The organism is Devosia aurantiaca, from assembly GCF_011058215.1.
GTDB classification, from domain to species: Bacteria; Pseudomonadota; Alphaproteobacteria; order Rhizobiales; family Devosiaceae; genus Devosia; species Devosia aurantiaca.
In genome coordinates this window covers 69,698-85,229 of sequence record NZ_JAALFG010000006.1, presented here as the reverse complement: position 1 = coordinate 85,229, position 15,532 = coordinate 69,698, and the positions used below count along the sequence as shown (strand labels likewise).

11 protein-coding genes, 2 tRNA genes and 4 pseudogenes are annotated in these 15,532 nt (G+C 61.6%); 11 read left to right on the top strand and 6 right to left on the bottom strand.

From position 1 onward, the window contains the following. Position 1: 1 nt before the first annotated feature. From gltB to G5575_RS18690, 3 genes and pseudogenes are all read right to left on the bottom strand, one after another. Positions 2-4,734: pseudogene (gene gltB, locus G5575_RS18700) on the bottom strand (glutamate synthase large subunit). 488 nt (positions 4,735-5,222) lie between these two features. Continuing rightward, positions 5,223-5,696: a DNA starvation/stationary phase protection protein Dps gene (gene dps, locus G5575_RS18695; RefSeq protein WP_164535645.1), complete on the bottom strand. Its 474-nt coding sequence runs from the start codon at positions 5,694-5,696 to the stop codon at positions 5,223-5,225. 125 nt (positions 5,697-5,821) lie between these two features. Next, positions 5,822-6,280 (bottom strand): Hsp20 family protein, encoded by a 459-nt coding sequence (locus G5575_RS18690; protein WP_164535644.1) that lies wholly within the window; start codon positions 6,278-6,280, stop codon positions 5,822-5,824. A gap of 379 nt (positions 6,281-6,659) precedes the next feature. Here G5575_RS18690 and G5575_RS18685 point away from each other — a divergent pair, with 379 nt between their 5' ends. The 5 genes and pseudogenes from G5575_RS18685 to G5575_RS18670 all read left to right on the top strand — a co-directional run bounded on the left by G5575_RS18685 (position 6,660) and on the right by G5575_RS18670 (position 10,090). Continuing rightward, positions 6,660-7,634, top strand: a complete 975-nt coding sequence (locus tag G5575_RS18685; protein ID WP_164535643.1) for an alpha/beta fold hydrolase — start codon at positions 6,660-6,662, stop codon at positions 7,632-7,634. A 95-nt stretch (positions 7,635-7,729) separates the two neighbouring features. After that, positions 7,730-9,049, top strand: coding sequence for a pilus assembly protein (locus tag G5575_RS18680; RefSeq protein WP_164535642.1), 1,320 nt, complete (start codon positions 7,730-7,732; stop codon positions 9,047-9,049). Continuing rightward, positions 9,046-9,573 carry a TadE/TadG family type IV pilus assembly protein gene (locus tag G5575_RS18675; RefSeq protein ID WP_164535641.1) on the top strand — a complete coding sequence of 176 codons (528 nt, stop codon included), beginning with the start codon at positions 9,046-9,048 and terminating at the stop codon, positions 9,571-9,573. The genes G5575_RS18680 and G5575_RS18675 overlap by 4 nt, the downstream gene beginning before the upstream one ends. A 46-nt stretch (positions 9,574-9,619) precedes the next feature. Next, a pseudogene (locus tag G5575_RS22470) lies at positions 9,620-9,712 on the top strand (TadE/TadG family type IV pilus assembly protein); the annotation flags it as partial. A 30-nt stretch (positions 9,713-9,742) separates the two neighbouring features. Then, positions 9,743-10,090 carry a hypothetical protein gene (locus G5575_RS18670; RefSeq protein ID WP_235936145.1) on the top strand — a complete coding sequence of 116 codons (348 nt, stop codon included), beginning with the start codon at positions 9,743-9,745 and terminating at the stop codon, positions 10,088-10,090. Here G5575_RS18670 and G5575_RS18665 read toward each other — a convergent pair. After that, on the bottom strand, positions 10,087-10,806 hold the full coding sequence (locus G5575_RS18665; RefSeq protein WP_164535640.1) for an inositol monophosphatase family protein: 720 nt from the start codon (positions 10,804-10,806) through the stop codon (positions 10,087-10,089). The genes G5575_RS18670 and G5575_RS18665 overlap by 4 nt on opposite strands. 93 nt (positions 10,807-10,899) lie before the next feature. Further along, complete coding sequence (locus G5575_RS18660; protein ID WP_268904462.1) at positions 10,900-11,583, bottom strand: N-formylglutamate amidohydrolase; 684 nt, start codon at positions 11,581-11,583, stop codon at positions 10,900-10,902. A 443-nt stretch (positions 11,584-12,026) separates the two neighbouring features. On the opposite strand from G5575_RS18660, the gene cpdR reads away from it, so the two are divergent. The 6 genes and pseudogenes from cpdR (at position 12,027) to G5575_RS22455 (ending at position 14,891) form a co-directional block, all read left to right on the top strand. Next, complete coding sequence (gene cpdR / locus G5575_RS18655) at positions 12,027-12,386, top strand: cell cycle two-component system response regulator CpdR (RefSeq protein WP_164535639.1); 360 nt, start codon at positions 12,027-12,029, stop codon at positions 12,384-12,386. A 236-nt stretch (positions 12,387-12,622) separates the two neighbouring features. After that, positions 12,623-12,697, top strand: a tRNA-Val gene (locus G5575_RS18650). A 29-nt stretch (positions 12,698-12,726) separates the two neighbouring features. Then, positions 12,727-12,801, top strand: a tRNA-Val gene (locus G5575_RS18645). 140 nt (positions 12,802-12,941) lie between these two features. After that, positions 12,942-13,244 (top strand): annotated as a pseudogene (locus G5575_RS22465) (PAS domain S-box protein); the annotation flags it as partial. Then, positions 13,192-14,396, top strand: a pseudogene (locus tag G5575_RS22460) (PAS domain S-box protein); the annotation flags it as partial. The pseudogenes G5575_RS22465 and G5575_RS22460, both read left to right, overlap by 53 nt. Positions 14,397-14,504: 108 nt before the next feature. Beyond that, positions 14,505-14,891 carry a response regulator gene (locus G5575_RS22455; RefSeq protein ID WP_235936144.1) on the top strand — a complete coding sequence of 129 codons (387 nt, stop codon included), beginning with the start codon at positions 14,505-14,507 and terminating at the stop codon, positions 14,889-14,891. On the opposite strand, the gene G5575_RS18635 is transcribed toward G5575_RS22455, so the two are convergent. Further along, positions 14,892-15,506 (bottom strand): pyridoxamine 5'-phosphate oxidase family protein, encoded by a 615-nt coding sequence (locus G5575_RS18635; protein WP_164535638.1) that lies wholly within the window; start codon positions 15,504-15,506, stop codon positions 14,892-14,894. Positions 15,507-15,532: the final 26 nt, after the last annotated feature.

Here is a 15,532-nt window from a genome sequence, read left to right as displayed (position 1 = left end):
CTTACTCGGCCGCCACGTAGCCGCCGGTGCCGCGCTTCTTTTCCATTTCGAGGATGGCGCGGCGGTATTCGACTGGCATGACCTTGACGAATTTGGGCCGCATCTCGACCCAGTTGTCGAGGATGGCCTTGGCCTTGGTCGAGCCGGTGTAGTGCAGGTGATTGGAAATCAGCTGATGCAGGCGCTCGTCGTCGTGCTTGGTCATGTCGCCCGAAATGTCGACGCGGCCGTGCCATTCGAGGTCGTTGCCGTGGTGATGCAGCTTGCGCATGAGTTGCTCTTCTTCCTCGACCGGTTCGAGATCAACCATGGCGAGGTTGCAGCGACTGCGGAAGGTTTCGTCTTCGTCGAGGACGTAGGCGACGCCGCCCGACATGCCGGCAGCAAAGTTGCGGCCGGTGGGGCCGATGACGACGACGAGACCGCCGGTCATGTATTCGCAGCCATGATCGCCGGTGCCTTCGACGACGGCGATGGCGCCCGAGTTGCGGACGGCAAAGCGCTCGCCGGCGACGCCGCGGGCATAGAGTTCGCCGGCGGTGGCGCCATAAAGGACGGTGTTGCCGACGATGATCGAGTTTTCGGGCGCGAACTGCACCTTTTCGGAGGGGCGCACGACGATGCGGCCGCCGGAGAGGCCCTTGCCGACATAGTCGTTGGCGTCGCCGATCATGTCGATCGAGATGCCCTTGGCGAGGAAGGCGCCGAAGGCCTGGCCGGCCGTGCCGCGCGCAGGGTGATCGAGACGGTGTCCTCGGGCAGGCCTTCGTGGCCGTACTTCTTGGCGAGGGCGCCCGACAGCATGGCACCAGCCGAGCGGTCACGCGAACGGATCGAAAGGTCGATCTGCACGGCGGTGCCGTGTTCGATCGCGGGCTTGGCCAGCTCGACGAGCTTGCGGTCGAGCACGGTTTCGAGGTGATGGTCCTGACGCTCGGACTGGAACAGGGTGTCGCCGCCGAGGGGCTCTGGCTTGAAGAAGACCTTGGATAGGTCGAGGCCAAAGCTCTTCCAGTGATCGTCGGCGCGGCGCTGATCAAGGAGATCAGAGCGGCCGATAATGTCGTTCAGCGTGCGGGCACCGAGCTCGGCCATCAAGCCGCGCAGTTCTTCGGCGACGAAGAAGAAGTAGTTGATGACATGTTCGGGCGTGCCCTTGAAGCGCTTGCGCAGCACCGGGTCCTGCGTAGCGACGCCGACGGGGCAGGTGTTGAGGTGGCACTTGCGCATCATGATGCAGCCGGCCGCGATCAGCGGGGCGGTCGAAAAGCCGAACTCGTCGGCGCCGAGGAGGGCACCGATCAGGACGTCGCGGCCGGTCTTGAGACCGCCGTCGACCTGGAGCTTTACGCGGCTGCGGAGGCGGTTGAGCACCAGGGTTTGATGGGTTTCGGCAAGGCCGATTTCCCAGGGTCCGCCGGCATGCTTGAGTGAGGTCAGCGGTGACGCGCCGGTGCCACCGTCATAGCCCGAGATGACGATATGGTCGGCGCGCGCCTTGGCAACGCCGGCGGCAACGGTGCCGACGCCGACTTCTGAGACGAGCTTGACCGAGATGTCGGCCTGCTCATTGACGTTCTTGAGGTCGTAGATGAGCTGGGCGAGATCTTCGATGGAATAGATGTCGTGGTGCGGCGGGGGCGAAATGAGGCCGACGCCGGGGGTGGAGTGGCGCGTCTTGGCGACGATCCAATCAACCTTGTGGCCGGGCAATTGGCCGCCTTCGCCGGGCTTGGCACCCTGCGCGACCTTGATCTGGATCTGGTCGGAATTGACCAGATATTCGGTGGTGACGCCAAAGCGACCGGACGCGACCTGCTTGATGGCGGAGCGCAGCGGGTTGGGCGAACCATCGGGCAGGGGCTTGTAGCGGTCGGGTTCTTCGCCGCCTTCGCCGGTGTTGGACTTGCCGCCGATCTTGTTCATGGCAATGGCAAGTGTCGTGTGGGCTTCGCGGCTGATCGAGCCGAAGCTCATAGCACCGGTGACGAAGCGCTTGACGATCTCGGCGGCGGGCTCGACCTGATCGAGCTCTACAGCGTCGCCGAAGGGGCGGATATCGAAGAGGTGGCGGATGGCGAGGTAGCCGTTTTCACCCGAGTTTACTCGCGCGGCGTAGCTCTCGTAGCGGGTGAGGGCGGTTTCCGGGCTTTCATCGGCCGTGCGGACGGCATGCTGGAGATCGGCAACGACGTCGGGGCTCCAGGCGTGCTTTTCGCCACGGATGCGATAGGCATATTCGCCGCCGATATCGAGCGCCTTGCGCAGGACGATGTCGTCGCCAAAGGCGTCGGCGTGGCGGCGCACGGTTTCCTCGGCGACTTCGGCGAGGCCTGCGCCTTCGATGGAGGTCGCGGTGCCAAAGAAGTACTTCTGCACGAAGTCCGAGTTGAGGCCGATGGCGTCGAAGATCTGGGCGCCGCAATAGCTCTGGTAGGTCGAGATGCCCATCTTGGACATGACCTTGAGGAGGCCCTTACCGACCGACTTGATGTAGCGGTAGACCACCTCGTCGGCGGTGACTTCAGGCGGATATTCGCCTTCGGCGTGCAAGGCAGCCAACGCTTCGAAAGCGAGGTAGGGGTTGATGGCTTCGGCGCCATAGCCGGCCAGCATGGCGAAGTGATGCATTTCGCGGGCTTCGCCGGTTTCAACGACGAGACCGGAAGAGGTGCGGAGGCCCTTGCGGATCAGGTGATGATGGACGGCGGCGGTCGCCAGCAATGCAGGGATGGCAATGCGGTCGGCGGCGACGAGGCGGTCGCTCAGAATAATGATGTTGTATTCGCCACGCACAGCGGCTTCTGCCACTTCGCAGAGGTCGCTCAGCGCCTTCTCCATCCCTTCCGCGCCTTGGCTGGCATGGTAGGTGATGTCGAGGGTGCGGGTCTTGAACTGGTTGTCTTCCATGTCACCGATGCCGCGGATCTTTTCGAGATCCGGGTTGGTGAGAATGGGCTGGCGCACTTCGAGGCGCTTTTCGCGCGAAGAGCCTTCAAGGTCGAAGATGTTGGGGCGCGGGCCGATGAAGGAGACGAGCGACATCACCGATTCCTCGCGGATCGGATCGATCGGCGGGTTGGTGACTTGGGCGAAGTTCTGCTTGAAATAGGTATAGAGCAGCTTGCTCTTGTTGGAGAGCGCCGAGATGGGCGTGTCCGTGCCCATCGAGCCGACGGCTTCCTGGCCGGTGGTGGCCATGGGCGCCATCAGGATCTTGATGTCTTCCTGAGTGTAGCCGAAGGCCTGCATGCGATCGAGCAGCGACTCCGAGGTGGACGGTGCCTTCGGCTCGGTTTCGGGCAGGTCTTCAAGGACGATCTGCGAGCGGGCGAGCCATTCGGCATAGGGATTCCTGGTGGCAAGCGTGCGCTTGATCTCGTCGTCCGAGATGATGCGGCCTTCTTCGAGGTCGATCAGCAGCATGCGGCCGGGCTGGAGGCGCCAGCGTTCGACGATGTCTTCGTCCGGAATATCGAGCACGCCGGATTCGGACGCCAGAACGACGTGGCCTTCCTTGGTGACAAGGTAGCGCGCCGGGCGGAGGCCGTTGCGGTCGAGGGTGGCGACCACATAGCGACCGTCCGACAGCGACATGGCGGCAGGGCCATCCCACGGCTCCATGAGGGCTGCATGGTATTCGTAGAAGGCGCGGCGCTGTTCATCCATCAGCGGATTGCCGGCCCAGGCTTCGGGGATCAGCATCATTGCCGCGTGGGGCAGCGAATAGCCGCCACGCACGAGGAATTCGAGCGCGTTGTCGAAGCAGGCGGTGTCGGACTGGCCCTCGTAGGAGATCGGCCAGATCTTGGTGATGTCGTCACCAAAAAGCGGCGAGGAGACCGATGCCTGGCGGGCCGCCATCCAGTTGACGTTGCCACGGATGGTGTTGATCTCACCATTGTGGGTGGTCATGCGGTATGGGTGCGCGAGCTTCCAGGAGGGGAAGGTGTTGGTCGAGAAGCGCTGGTGCACGAGGGCAATGGCGGACTCGAAGCGGTCGTCGTGCAGGTCGGTATAGAAGGAGCCGAGCTGGTCGGCGAGGAACATGCCCTTATAGACCAGGGTGCGCGCCGACATGGAGACGACGTAAAATCCGTTGTCGGAATTGGATTCCGGCACTTCGGCGTAAACGGTGTTGGAAATGACCTTGCGCACGATCAGCAGCTTGCGCTCGAACTCGTCCAGCGTCAGCCCGTCGGGTCGGCGGATCACCATCTGCTCGATGACGGGCTGGGTGGCGATGACGCCGCGGCTCAGCTTGCCGTTGTTGGTCGGCACGATGCGCTCGCCGAGAAGCTCGAGGCCTTCGCCCTCAAGGCAGCGGCGAATGACGGCGACGCACCGATCGCGCAGACCTTCCACATTGGGGTAAAAGATCATGGCGACGGCATAGCCGTGCTTGTCGGGAATGGCGAAGGGCAAGACCTTCTGGAAGAAGGCATGCGGGGTCTGCACCAGAATGCCGGCGCCGTCGCCCATCAATGGATCGGCGCCCACGGCACCACGATGCTCGAGGTTCTCGAGAATTTCGAGACCCTTTTCGACCACTTCGTGGCTGGGCTTGTTCTTGATGTTGGCGATCATGCCGATGCCGCAGGCATCGTGCTCGTTGGCCGGGTCGTAAAGGCCCTGAGCCTGCGGGCGTCCATCGACGCGCTTACCGTTCAAGATCAAGGTTTTGGTCTTGGCAGTGCTCGTCTGGGCGGGAGTTCCGGTCCGTTCGTATGCCATGGCTTTACCTCGTTTGTTCGGCGCCCTTTACGGGCTATTGCTTTGTCGTGGCGCATCCTTGAAGACCGGAATTCCGGCGGCTGGATGCTCTCTTTTCCTCTAGGGCGCAGAGCTCTGTGCGGGTCGTACTACAGGGTACGGCTCGGATGAGCAACTTCGACCTTTTTGTGGGGAGCGGCACTGCATCCAAATGGCCGCTCATACTCTTGGCTGTTTCAGCCCCGCCTATCCGTTTCCACTCATAGCAAAGTGGGCCAGCCGGACCAGCGTGCGCGCTGGCCGCGGAGAGCGGGGCGACGCGTCAGATAGGACAGACGTACTGCCCTAACGAAGTCACATTTGCATAATTCAAAACTGGCTGCAAGCGCTTTTGCCGCGATGCAGACACAAAAAATAGGACTTTGCGACAAAGTCCTATAGGAAAGCGTAGGAATTGGCGACTGGTCGCCCATTTGACGGACGACCAGCCTTATTAATTTTCGTAAATCCTATTCGAGATGAGACTTGATGAACCACAAGTCCTTGTCGAGCTCGCGCGAAAAGGCCGTCAGAATATCGGCTGCATCAGCATCACCGGCTTCGTCGGTGGCATCGATATCTTCGCGCACCTGGTTGGCGAGTGTCGCAAAACGGTCGGCAAGGGCGGCCAGATGATCCGGAACCTTGCGGATGTCGGTGGGGTAGGGCTCAAGCTTGGTGGCCTTGGCGATCACCTGACTGGTGCCCAGGGCAATGCCATCGAGCTGGGCGACACGCTCGGCAATGATGTCGACATGGGTATCGATGGCGGCGCGCATCGGATCAAGCATTTCATGCACAGCGATGAACTGGATGCCCTTGAGGTTCCAGTGCGCCTGCTTGACGATCAGGGCGAGATCGATGGCGTCGGCCAGGCGGGCATTGAGGATGTCGATCACGGTCGACTTGGCATTGCCCTCAAGGGCGATGGATGGGGTGCTCATGGGTAATTCCTTGGGAGGGGATTGCCCATCTAAACCCGCCGCCCGCAGGGCAGTTCCTTGAGCGCGCGCAAACAAAAAGCGCGGCCCTTGTGGACCGCGCTTCTATCACCAGGATGTCGTCGATGTTAGTTAACCGACTGGTCCTCGATGGTCTGCTGGGTGCCACCATTGATCTGAATGGTGCGCGGCTTCTTGCTTTCGGGCAGTTCGCGCTTCAGTTCGAGATGGAGCAGGCCGTTCTCGAGCGTGGCACCATGAACCTCGACATAGTCGGCAAGCTGGAAACGCAGCTCAAAGGCGCGTTCGGCAATGCCGCGATGGAGGAATTCACGCTTACCATCATTGGTCTCGGCGGGCTTGGCGCCCTTGACCACGAGGCTGTTCTCCTTGGTTTCCACGGCAATGTCGCCATTGGAGAACCCGGCTACGGCGATGGAGATACGGTAGGTATCATCGCCGGTGCGCTCGATGTTGTAGGGCGGGTAGGACTTGGTTTCCTGGGCGCCCAAGGTGTCGAGGCGGTTGAACAGGCGGTCGAAGCCGACGGTGGAACGATAGAAGGGGGAAAAGTCGATGGTCTGCATTTTCACGTTCTTTCACTAAGCAACATGGTTGAGCATTCCGCCTCTGCATTGACCGTTCCCGAAAGCGGCGAACGGTCGTTTCCTGCATCGGCGGCGTCCCCGGATATCCGGCGGACAGCCATGATGTAGGGGGTGTTTTTCCCGGTTCAAGAGCTTTTGCGGCATGAACCGAAAATGAACGTTTCGGTCCGATCCGGTTCAGTCATGGCGGCTTAGAAAGGGTCATGTGAACGGCGACGCAAACCGTTTACGAGGCCCTTTGGCCTGCCCATCACCCCGCCCCCGCATGGGACGGGCCAGGACCAAGCCAGCAGCTTTCGGGCTGCTGGCTTTTCTGTGTTCAGCGGTTATGGTGCGCCAAATTCTCACGAGGCCGAACGTGAACGCCCAAGTCGATCCTAACGGACCCAGGCTGGTCAATATTGCCAGCAATCCCGTGCCCGAGGGGGCGCGGCCGGGCTATTTCATGACTTCGGACCGGGTGCGGCTGCGCTATGCACTGTGGCCGAAATCGGCGGGGCCGCAACGGGGCACGGTGTGCCTCGTTCAGGGGCGGACCGAATATATCGAAAAGTATTTCGAGACGATCGAGGATTTTCGCAGGCGCGGCTTTGCGGTGGCGACCTTCGACTGGCGGGGGCAGGGCGGGTCGGACCGGCTGATCCCTAACCGGACGCTGGGCTATGTCGATCGCTTCGACGACTATGTCACGGACCTCAGGTGTTTTCACGCCGAGATCCTGCTCCCCGATTGCCCGCCGCCATTCTATCTGGTCGGGCACTCGATGGGCGGGCTCGTGAGCCTCCATACCGCGACGCGGGACCGGCTGATGTTCGACCGGATGTTTTTGTCGACGCCAATGGTCGGCCTTCACAACATGGACGAGAGCCTTGGGCGCAGCCGGATCATTTCAGAGACGCTGAGTTTTATCGGGCTCGGGCATATGCCGCTGGCGCGGCGGGGCGATCGGCGGCCGGACGAGGCCATGTATCCCAACAATCCGCTGACCTCGGACATGCTGCGCTATAAGCGCATGGTCGAAACAGTGCGGGCCGATGACAGCCTCTACCTCGGGTCGCCGACCTTCCGGTGGCTGGCGGCGGCGATGCGGGGGATGCTCGAGACAAGGAGCGACGCCTTTCCGGGCGATATTCGCATTCCCTTGCTGATTCTGGCGGCAGCGCGAGACACGATCGTCTCGACGCCGGCGATCGAGCAACTCGGCCTACGGCTGCGCACGGGGCGGCACATGGTCATCCCCAATGGAAGGCACGAGCTCTTCATGGAGACCGACATAATCCGCGGACAGGTGCTAGCGGCGTTCGATGCCTTCATAACGGAGCAGACTGCGTAAATTCATCTACGTAGATAAGCCTTTGGTAATGCAAGGCATCTAGGGTGCTCGGACGGTCAGAATGACCTTCTATTCCCAGAACGGGCACAAACGCGATGCGGTTATTCCGTCGCTTCTCCGGCGATACACGGGGCAATGTCGCAGTCATCGTCGCACTTTTAATCCTGCCCATGATGGTGCTGGCAGGCGGCGCTACCGATATTGCCCGCTACGAGGCGTATCGAGTGCAATTGCAGGACGGTGTCGATCGCGGCGTCCTGGCCGCGGCGTCGTTGACGCAGACCGTGGCCGTCGAGACCACCGTCGAGGAATATCTTAAGTCTTTGTCGTTCTACGGCGATGTGGAAACCGACTACGACTACACCACCAACCTCAATGTGCGCCGCATCAACGTTAAGGCCAATTACGACATGCCGACCGGCTTTTTGCCGCTGATCGGGATTCAGACCCTTCATGTCCAGGTCGAGGCGACGGCACAGGAAAAGCGCACCAATATCGAGATCTCGCTGATCCTCGATATTTCAGGCTCGATGCGGGAAGGGTCGCCGCAAAAGCTGAGCCTGCTCAAGCCTGCGGCCAAAAAGTTCATCGACCTTATGCTGGCGCCCGCTAACCGCCCCACGACCTCGATGAGCATCATCCCCTATGCAGGTTCGGTCAGCGTGGGATCGACGGTATTTGGCGGTATCGGTGTCCCGCGGCAGCACAATTATTCGTCCTGCATGGAGTTCGCCACGACGGACTTCGCCTCCAATGTGGGGCTGATCCCGTTCAACCAGCGCACGCAGGTGCCGCATTTTACGCATAACAATAATAACGTGAACTATCCGGGGCTCGACTGGAGCTGGTGCCCGACCGAAGTCACCTCGATCAGCTACATCACCAATGACGCGACGGCGCTCAAAAACAAGATCGACGCCATGCGCATGGCCGATGGCACGGGCTCTGCGATCGGGATGAAGTGGGGGATGTTGCTGCTGGAGCCGGCGGCACAGCCCTATATCCAGCAGGCGGCAGGCGCCGGGATGATCCCGCCCTCGTTCGCATCGCGTCCCGCGCCGTTCAACGATAGCGGTACCCTCAAGATCATCGTCCTGATGACGGACGGCGCCATCACGGACCAGTACCGCCCCGACCAGTATGCCTTTCCGCGAAATCCGGAGGGACGTTCGGGCAACTACACCTGGTACGGCTCAGGCACCGCCAACACGCATCTTCAATCCGTGTGCACGCGCGCCAAGAACAATGGTGTCCTGGTCTTCACCATCGCCTTCCAGACCAACAGCACCGGCCGCAGCCAGATGCAGTCCTGCGCCAGCTCGACCAGCCATTATTACGATGTTGCCGGTCTCGATATCGAGGCTGCCTTTCGCTCCATTGCGACGGCCATCCAGAAAGTGAAGCTGACGGAATGATGCGGCGGTCAAAAGCTGGGCAGGGTTTCTGGCAGGATGGTGCGGGTGCGGCGGCGGTCGAATTCGCGCTGGTCATTCCCATGCTGCTGGTCCTGGTGTTTTCAACGCTCGAAGCGGGCTGGATGATGATGCAGACCATCATGCTCGATCGGGCGCTCGACCAGACGGTGCGCGAGTTGCGGGTCGGAAGCTTTGCCAATCCGACCCAGGAGAAAATGCGTCAAAAGGTATGCGAACGGGCAATGATCCTTGCCGATTGCCAAGCCCATCTGGCGCTGGAGCTTTTCCCGATCACCGGAAGCACTGGCTATCCAACCGACGAGCAGCGCTGCGTCAATCGCAACAGCACCGTCGCGCCCGTGTTGCGCTTTACGCAGGGCGCGCGCACGCAGACCATGTATGTGCGGGCCTGCTTTGTGGTGTCGCCGATGACCCCGGGAATGGGCCTTGGTCTGGCAATGCCAAAGGACTCGACCGGCGCCATCCGCATTATCGCCAAGTCCGGCTTCATCAACGAACCATGATGATGAAAAAGCTTAGCCGTTTTGGTCATGATCAGCGCGGCGCCTCCTGATCGAGTTTGCGCTCCTGGCGCCGATCCTGATCGCGCTGCTGCTGGGCACGGTCACGCTCTTCGACTTGTTCCGCAACTTTCAGAGCGTCGAAAAAGCCACCTTCACGGTGGGAGACATGATGTCTCGCCAGACAGAGATGGATCAGGCTCGCCTCGACGAAATGCTGGTGCTGCTCAAGCATATGGTGCCCAGTGCCGACGATGGCGGTCTGCGCGTTTCCAGCGTGTCCAATAGCGGTGGGCGCCTTGTCGTGAACTGGAGCGAAAAGACGGGTTCGGCAATCCCGGTCACCCCCGTCAATACGGCGGGTCTGCCTTCCATTGCGGAAGGCGACTCGGTACTCGTGACCGAAAGCTTCGTGCCGCACCGGGCGCTGGTCGACTCGTTCGGCCTCGATGCCTTGACCTTTCGAGGTCACGCAGCGCATCGGCCGCGCTCTGTTTCGGCCATTTCGTTCAAGCGCTAGCTGGCATTTACCAGAGCAAGCGCCTTGGCCAGGAGCTCAGGCGTCGCCGCTGCCACCACATTGCCGCCGCCGGTTGGTTCGGAGCCGTCCCAGCAGCTGATGGCGCCGCCGGCTTCGCGGATGATCGGGACGAGAGCGGCGATGTCGTAGGTGTTGAGGTATGGCTCGATCACAAGGTCGGCCTGGCCGGCGGCAAGAAGGGCATAGCCGTAGCAGTCCATGCCGAAGCGCTGCAGGCGCGTTGCCGCTTCAATCGCTTCCCATTTGAAGAGCAGTTCGCTGGTGTTGAAAAGACGAGGCGTCGTGGTGAAGACGCGCGCCTTGTCGAGATCGGTCGCGCCGCTGGTGCGGTTGTGCAGGGCAGCGTCGCCGCGGCGATAGGTAGAGCGGCCAGGTATGGCAAGGAAGGTTTCGCCGATAAAGGGCTGGCTCATGAGGCCGGCGACAGCGACGCCGTCAATGGCAAAGCCGATCAGCGTGCCCCAGACAGGGGCGCCGGAGATGAAGGCGCGGGTGCCATCCACGGGATCGATGATCCAGGAAAAGCGGCTGTCACCGGAAGTGCCCCATTCTTCGCCAATGATGGCATGGTCTGGGAACGCCGCCTCAATCACGGCGCGGATGGCGGTTTCGGCGCCCTTGTCCGCCTCGGTCACCGGATCGAAGCCGCTCGCGAGCTTGTTGTCGACGGCAAGCTGCGTGCGGAACAGCGGCAAGGTTTTTCGGCGGCTGCCTGGCTGGCCTCGAGCAAAACCGCTTCGACGCGTGCAAAATCGATTGGGGGATTGCTCATCTGGGTCCTGGGAAGGCTATTCGGCGGCGCGTTGCGCCAAAGGCGCGCTGCCGGCAAGGGAAGCAAGATCAAGACCGATCAGCGTCTGGATCAGGCGTTCGATTAGGGCCTTGATGGTGTCGAAGCCGTCGTGTTTTTCAAGCGTCGCCTCGTTCATGTAGAGGTGGCGGCTAATCTCGATCTGGAGGGCATGAACGCCATGGGGCGGGCGGCCATAGGTGCGGGTGCAAAAGCCACCGGCATAGGGGCGATTGCGCGCTACGCGCAGGCCGGCGGCCGTGAAGACGGTTTCCACAAGATCGATCAGCGGACCGGCGCAGGTCGTGCCATAACGGTCGCCGAGGACGATGTCGGGCGTTGCCCGCTCGCCATGCTTGCCGATGCGCGGCATGGAATGGCAATCGATCAGGACTGCAAGGCCAAAGCTCGTGACGCTTTCGCTCAGAAGCTTTTGCAGGGCAGCATGGTAGGGATGGTAGATCCCCTCGATGCGCATGCGGGCATCGTCGAGGCTGAGGCGATCACGATAGATCGGCTTGTTTTCGGCAACGACGCGCGCCAGCGTTCCGAGGCCTGCAGCGACACGGGGCGAGGTGGTGTTGAACCGATCCGAAAGCGGCTCGGCGAACATCGTGGGGTCGAGTTCCCAAGGCTCGCGATTGACGTCGAGATAGGCACGCGGAAAGTGCGCCCGTAGCAAGGGTGCGCCCAGATGGGGGCACGCGAAAACAGCTCATCGACAAAAGCGTCTTCGGACTGGCGGATCGACAGATGATCGAGCCTTGTCATTGCAAGGAAGCGCTCGGGATAGACCCGGCCGGAATGGGGCGAATTGAACACAACCGGCGCGACCAGGCGGCGTGGCCTGATGGTCTCAAATGCCGGTTGATCCCAGTAATCCGACCGCACGCCGTCTCCCCCAAAGTGCGGCCGGGCCGCCAAGTGATTTGCTTTGCATTAGTTTCGCCCGCCCCGGGCCTGTTGTCCAGTTGTCGCACAAAGAGTTCGACGTGGCGGAAACCGCAGCGAATTGAAGCTCTAATGGTTGCGAAAGCGATCAGGTGGCATAAACATCGCAACAAATGCGACTCACCTGCCGGCGCGGCCCTTTCGGAGCCTTCGGCGCGGACCCATGGAGTTTTGATGAAGCGGATCCTGCTCGCCGAAGACGACAACGACATGCGCCAGTTTCTGACGCGGGCGCTCAAGACTGCCGGTTATGATGTGGTTTCGTTCGACAATGGGCTTTCAGCCTATGAGCGGCTGCGCGAAGAGCCGTTCTCGCTTCTGTTGAGCGATATCGTGATGCCGGAAATGGACGGGATCGAGCTGGCGCGGCGGGCAACGGAGCTCGATCCTGATCTCAAGGTCATGTTCATCACCGGTTTTGCGGCCGTTGCGCTCAATCCCGACAGCGACGCGCCCAAGGATGCGTCGGTGCTGAGCAAGCCGTTCCACCTGCGCGACCTTGTGAGCGAAGTCGAGCGTCTGCTCGCCGCCTAGGTCTTGGGGTGAGGGCGGTCTGCAAATGGCAGTTTTCTGCGCTTCCGGTACTCACGTACTGATGTACGCTCCGTTCCGGTTCTCGAAAACCACCATTTTCGCCTCGCCCTGACCCCTATCCCTCCCGCTCATGTCGCTATCCACAGGCATGGAAATTGGCGCTTGACCAACACCGCGGATTTATGGTCTATCCGCGCCACCGGAAGGGCCTAGCGGCTTTTCCTTCCCGGAGAGATGGGCGTATAGCTCAGCGGGAGAGCACCTCGTTGACATCGAGGGGGTCACAAGTTCGATCCTTGTTACGCCCACCATCTCTCTAAGACTTTCGCCTTCAGGCGATGGGAGTATAGCTCAGCGGGAGAGCATTCGCTTCACACGCGAAGGGTCACAAGTTCAATCCTTGTTACTCCCACCATCCTGTTTCCGGCATGATCACTACGTCTTTGACATCGCTGCCCGTAGCCGCAACATGTGTGGCTATGCGACGTGGCACGATCCTGGAACCATCGGGTGGTGAAGTCGTTCGCGTGACGGCGCATCGCAGCTGGGGAAATCATGACTGATTCGGAACAGTGGGCCGGCGAAGACGAGGAAAACGCGCGCTTCCGCCTACTGGTCGATTCCATCACCGACTATGCCGTCTATATGCTTGACCGCGATGGCGTGGTGACGACGTGGAACCGGGGTGCGGAACGCATCAAGGGTTATCGGGCCGACGAGATTATCGGCCGGCATTTTTCCTGCTTTTACCCCGAGCCCGACCGCGCCGCCGGTGCACCGCAGAGGGCACTCGATACTGCCGAGCATGACGGGCGTTTCGAAACCGAAGGTTGGCGGCTGCGCAAAAGACGGATCGCCGTTTTGGGTACATGTGGTCATCGACCCGATCAAGGACGCCAGTGGCGCACTCATCGGCTTTGCCAAGATTACGCGCGACCTCAGCGAGCGCAAGCACGCCGAAGCGGCTTTGGCCGAAAGCGAAGAGCAGTTTCGCCGCCTTGTGCTCAACGTCGTCGACTATGCCATCTATATGCTCAGCCCCGATGGCATGGTGACGAGCTGGAACCTTGGCGCTGAGCGCATCAAGGGCTATGCCGCCGAAGAAATCGTCGGACAGCATTTTTCCCGCTTTTATCCCGATGAGGACCGGGAAAAGGGTGGGCCGGCGCGCAGCCTCGAACTGGCGCGGACCACGGGGCACTACCATGCCGAGGGCTGGCGGGTGCGCAAGGACGGCTCGCGCTTTTGGGCCAGCGTCGTCATCGATGCGATTCACAATGACCAGGGCGAGCTAATCGGCTTTGCCAAGATTACGCGCGACGTCACCGAGCGGTTGGAACAGCAGAAGCGGCTCGAGGAAGCGCGCGAGGAACTGTTCCAGGCGCAAAAGGTCGAGGCCATCGGCCAGCTGACCGGCGGGGTGGCGCATGACTTCAACAACCTCCTGATGGTGGTGTTGGGGAGCCTCGAAGTGCTGGGCCGGCGAGTTACGCTCGAAGAGCGGGATCGCAAATTGCTCGACAATGCCGTGCATGCAGCGCAGCGGGGCGCGCAGCTGACGCAGCGCATGCTGGCCTTTGCACGGAAGCAAGACCTGCAACAGACGCCGGTGGACCTGCCTGACCTTGTGCGCGGGATGAGCGATCTTTTGTCCCGAACGCTCGGGCCAACGATCCTCATCGAGACGCGCTTTCCAATAGCCCTGCCGCAAGTCCTGGCGGATCCGAGCCAACTCGACTCCGTGCTGCTCAACCTTGCCGTCAATGCGCGGGACGCAATGCCCGAGGGCGGTCCGCTGATCATTTCGGCGCGCGAGGTTGTGGTCGGTAGCGACCAGCCAGACCTCAAGCCGGGGCGCTATGTGTGCCTCGCCGTACAGGATCATGGCGAGGGCATGGATGCGGAAACCCTGGCGCGGGCGACCGATCCTTTTTTACCACCAAGGGCGTGGGCAAGGGCACGGGGCTCGGGCTGCCGATGGTGCAGGGCATCGCCCAGCAATCGGGCGGCAAGTTCCTGCTCAAGAGCAAGGTCGGGGAGGGCACGACGGCCGAAATCTGGCTGCCGGTCGTGGTCGACAAAGCGCCAGAGGCTGCCGAGTTCGTTCCTGAGCCCGCAATGGTGCAGGGACGGCAGCTCAAGGTGCTGGCCGTCGACGACGATGCGCTGGTGTTGATCAACACCTCGATGATGCTGGAAGAGCTGGGTCACCAGGTGTTGGAGGCAAGTTCAGGCGAGCAGGCGCTGCAGCTGCTGGAGGCCAATGGCGATGTCGATCTCGTGGTCACCGACCAGGCAATGCCGCGCATGACCGGGCTGGTTCTGGCGGGCGAGATTGCCAAGCGATGGCCGGGCATGCCGGTGATCCTTGCCAGCGGTTACACCGATATCGAGGAAGCGCGCGTGATGAACCTTCCGCGCCTCGCCAAGCCTTTTTCCGAGACGGATCTGGAGCGGGTCATTGCCCGCATTACTGAAGCCCAGCCGAGTGCCGAGGCGGTATAGCTACCACATGGTGGCCTTGGCGCGCTCCGGCCAGGCCTTGTCATAAGGGTCGCCGCCCACCGCATTCTCGGTCATGCCGGCAAGGATCTGGCCGGGCGTCGGCAGGGTTGCCGGGTCGACGTGCCGCTCCGGGTTCCAGAGTTCGGAGCGGATGATGGCCCGCGCGCACTGAAAATAGAGTTCGTCCAGTTCGAGCACGACCACGGTGCGCGGCGCCTTTTCCTCGACCGCAAAGCTTTCGAGCAGCTCCGGATCGACGGAGAGGTGCGCGCGGCCATTGGCACGCATTGTGGTGCCGGAGCCGGGGATCAGAAACAAAAAGGCGCAGCGCGGGTCGCGGACGATGTTGCGCAGCGAATCGATACGGTTGTTGCCGCGCCGATCGGGCATGGCGAGGGTCTGGTCATCGAGGATGCGGACGAAGCCGGGCTTGTCGCCACGCGGAGAGCAGTCGATGCCTTCGGGTCCGATGGTCGCCAGCGCGGCAAAGGGGCTGGCTTCGATCAGCCTTCGGTAATCGGGGGTGACGCGATGGGCGACCTTGACCATGGAGGCCGGGGCGGGCGCGGGTTGGTAGAGCGCTTCGAGAGCTTCGAGAGAGACAATTCTGGTCATGAAAATGGAACGCCGGTTGGTGTTTG

Excerpts from the sequence above, each read along its gene's own strand:
- dps (WP_164535645.1), bottom strand. The coding sequence starts at position 5,696 with ATGAGCACCCCATCCATCGCCCTTGAGGGCAATGCCAAGTCGACCGTG.
- G5575_RS18690 (WP_164535644.1), bottom strand. The coding sequence starts at position 6,280 with ATGCAGACCATCGACTTTTCCCCCTTCTATCGTTCCACCGTCGGCTTC.
- G5575_RS18680 (WP_164535642.1), top strand. The coding sequence starts at position 7,730 with ATGCGGTTATTCCGTCGCTTCTCCGGCGATACACGGGGCAATGTCGCA.
- G5575_RS18675 (WP_164535641.1), top strand. The coding sequence starts at position 9,046 with ATGATGCGGCGGTCAAAAGCTGGGCAGGGTTTCTGGCAGGATGGTGCG.
- G5575_RS18670 (WP_235936145.1), top strand. The coding sequence starts at position 9,743 with ATGTCTCGCCAGACAGAGATGGATCAGGCTCGCCTCGACGAAATGCTG.
- cpdR (WP_164535639.1), top strand. The coding sequence starts at position 12,027 with ATGAAGCGGATCCTGCTCGCCGAAGACGACAACGACATGCGCCAGTTT.
- G5575_RS22455 (WP_235936144.1), top strand. The coding sequence starts at position 14,505 with ATGGTGCAGGGACGGCAGCTCAAGGTGCTGGCCGTCGACGACGATGCG.
- G5575_RS18635 (WP_164535638.1), bottom strand. The coding sequence starts at position 15,506 with ATGACCAGAATTGTCTCTCTCGAAGCTCTCGAAGCGCTCTACCAACCC.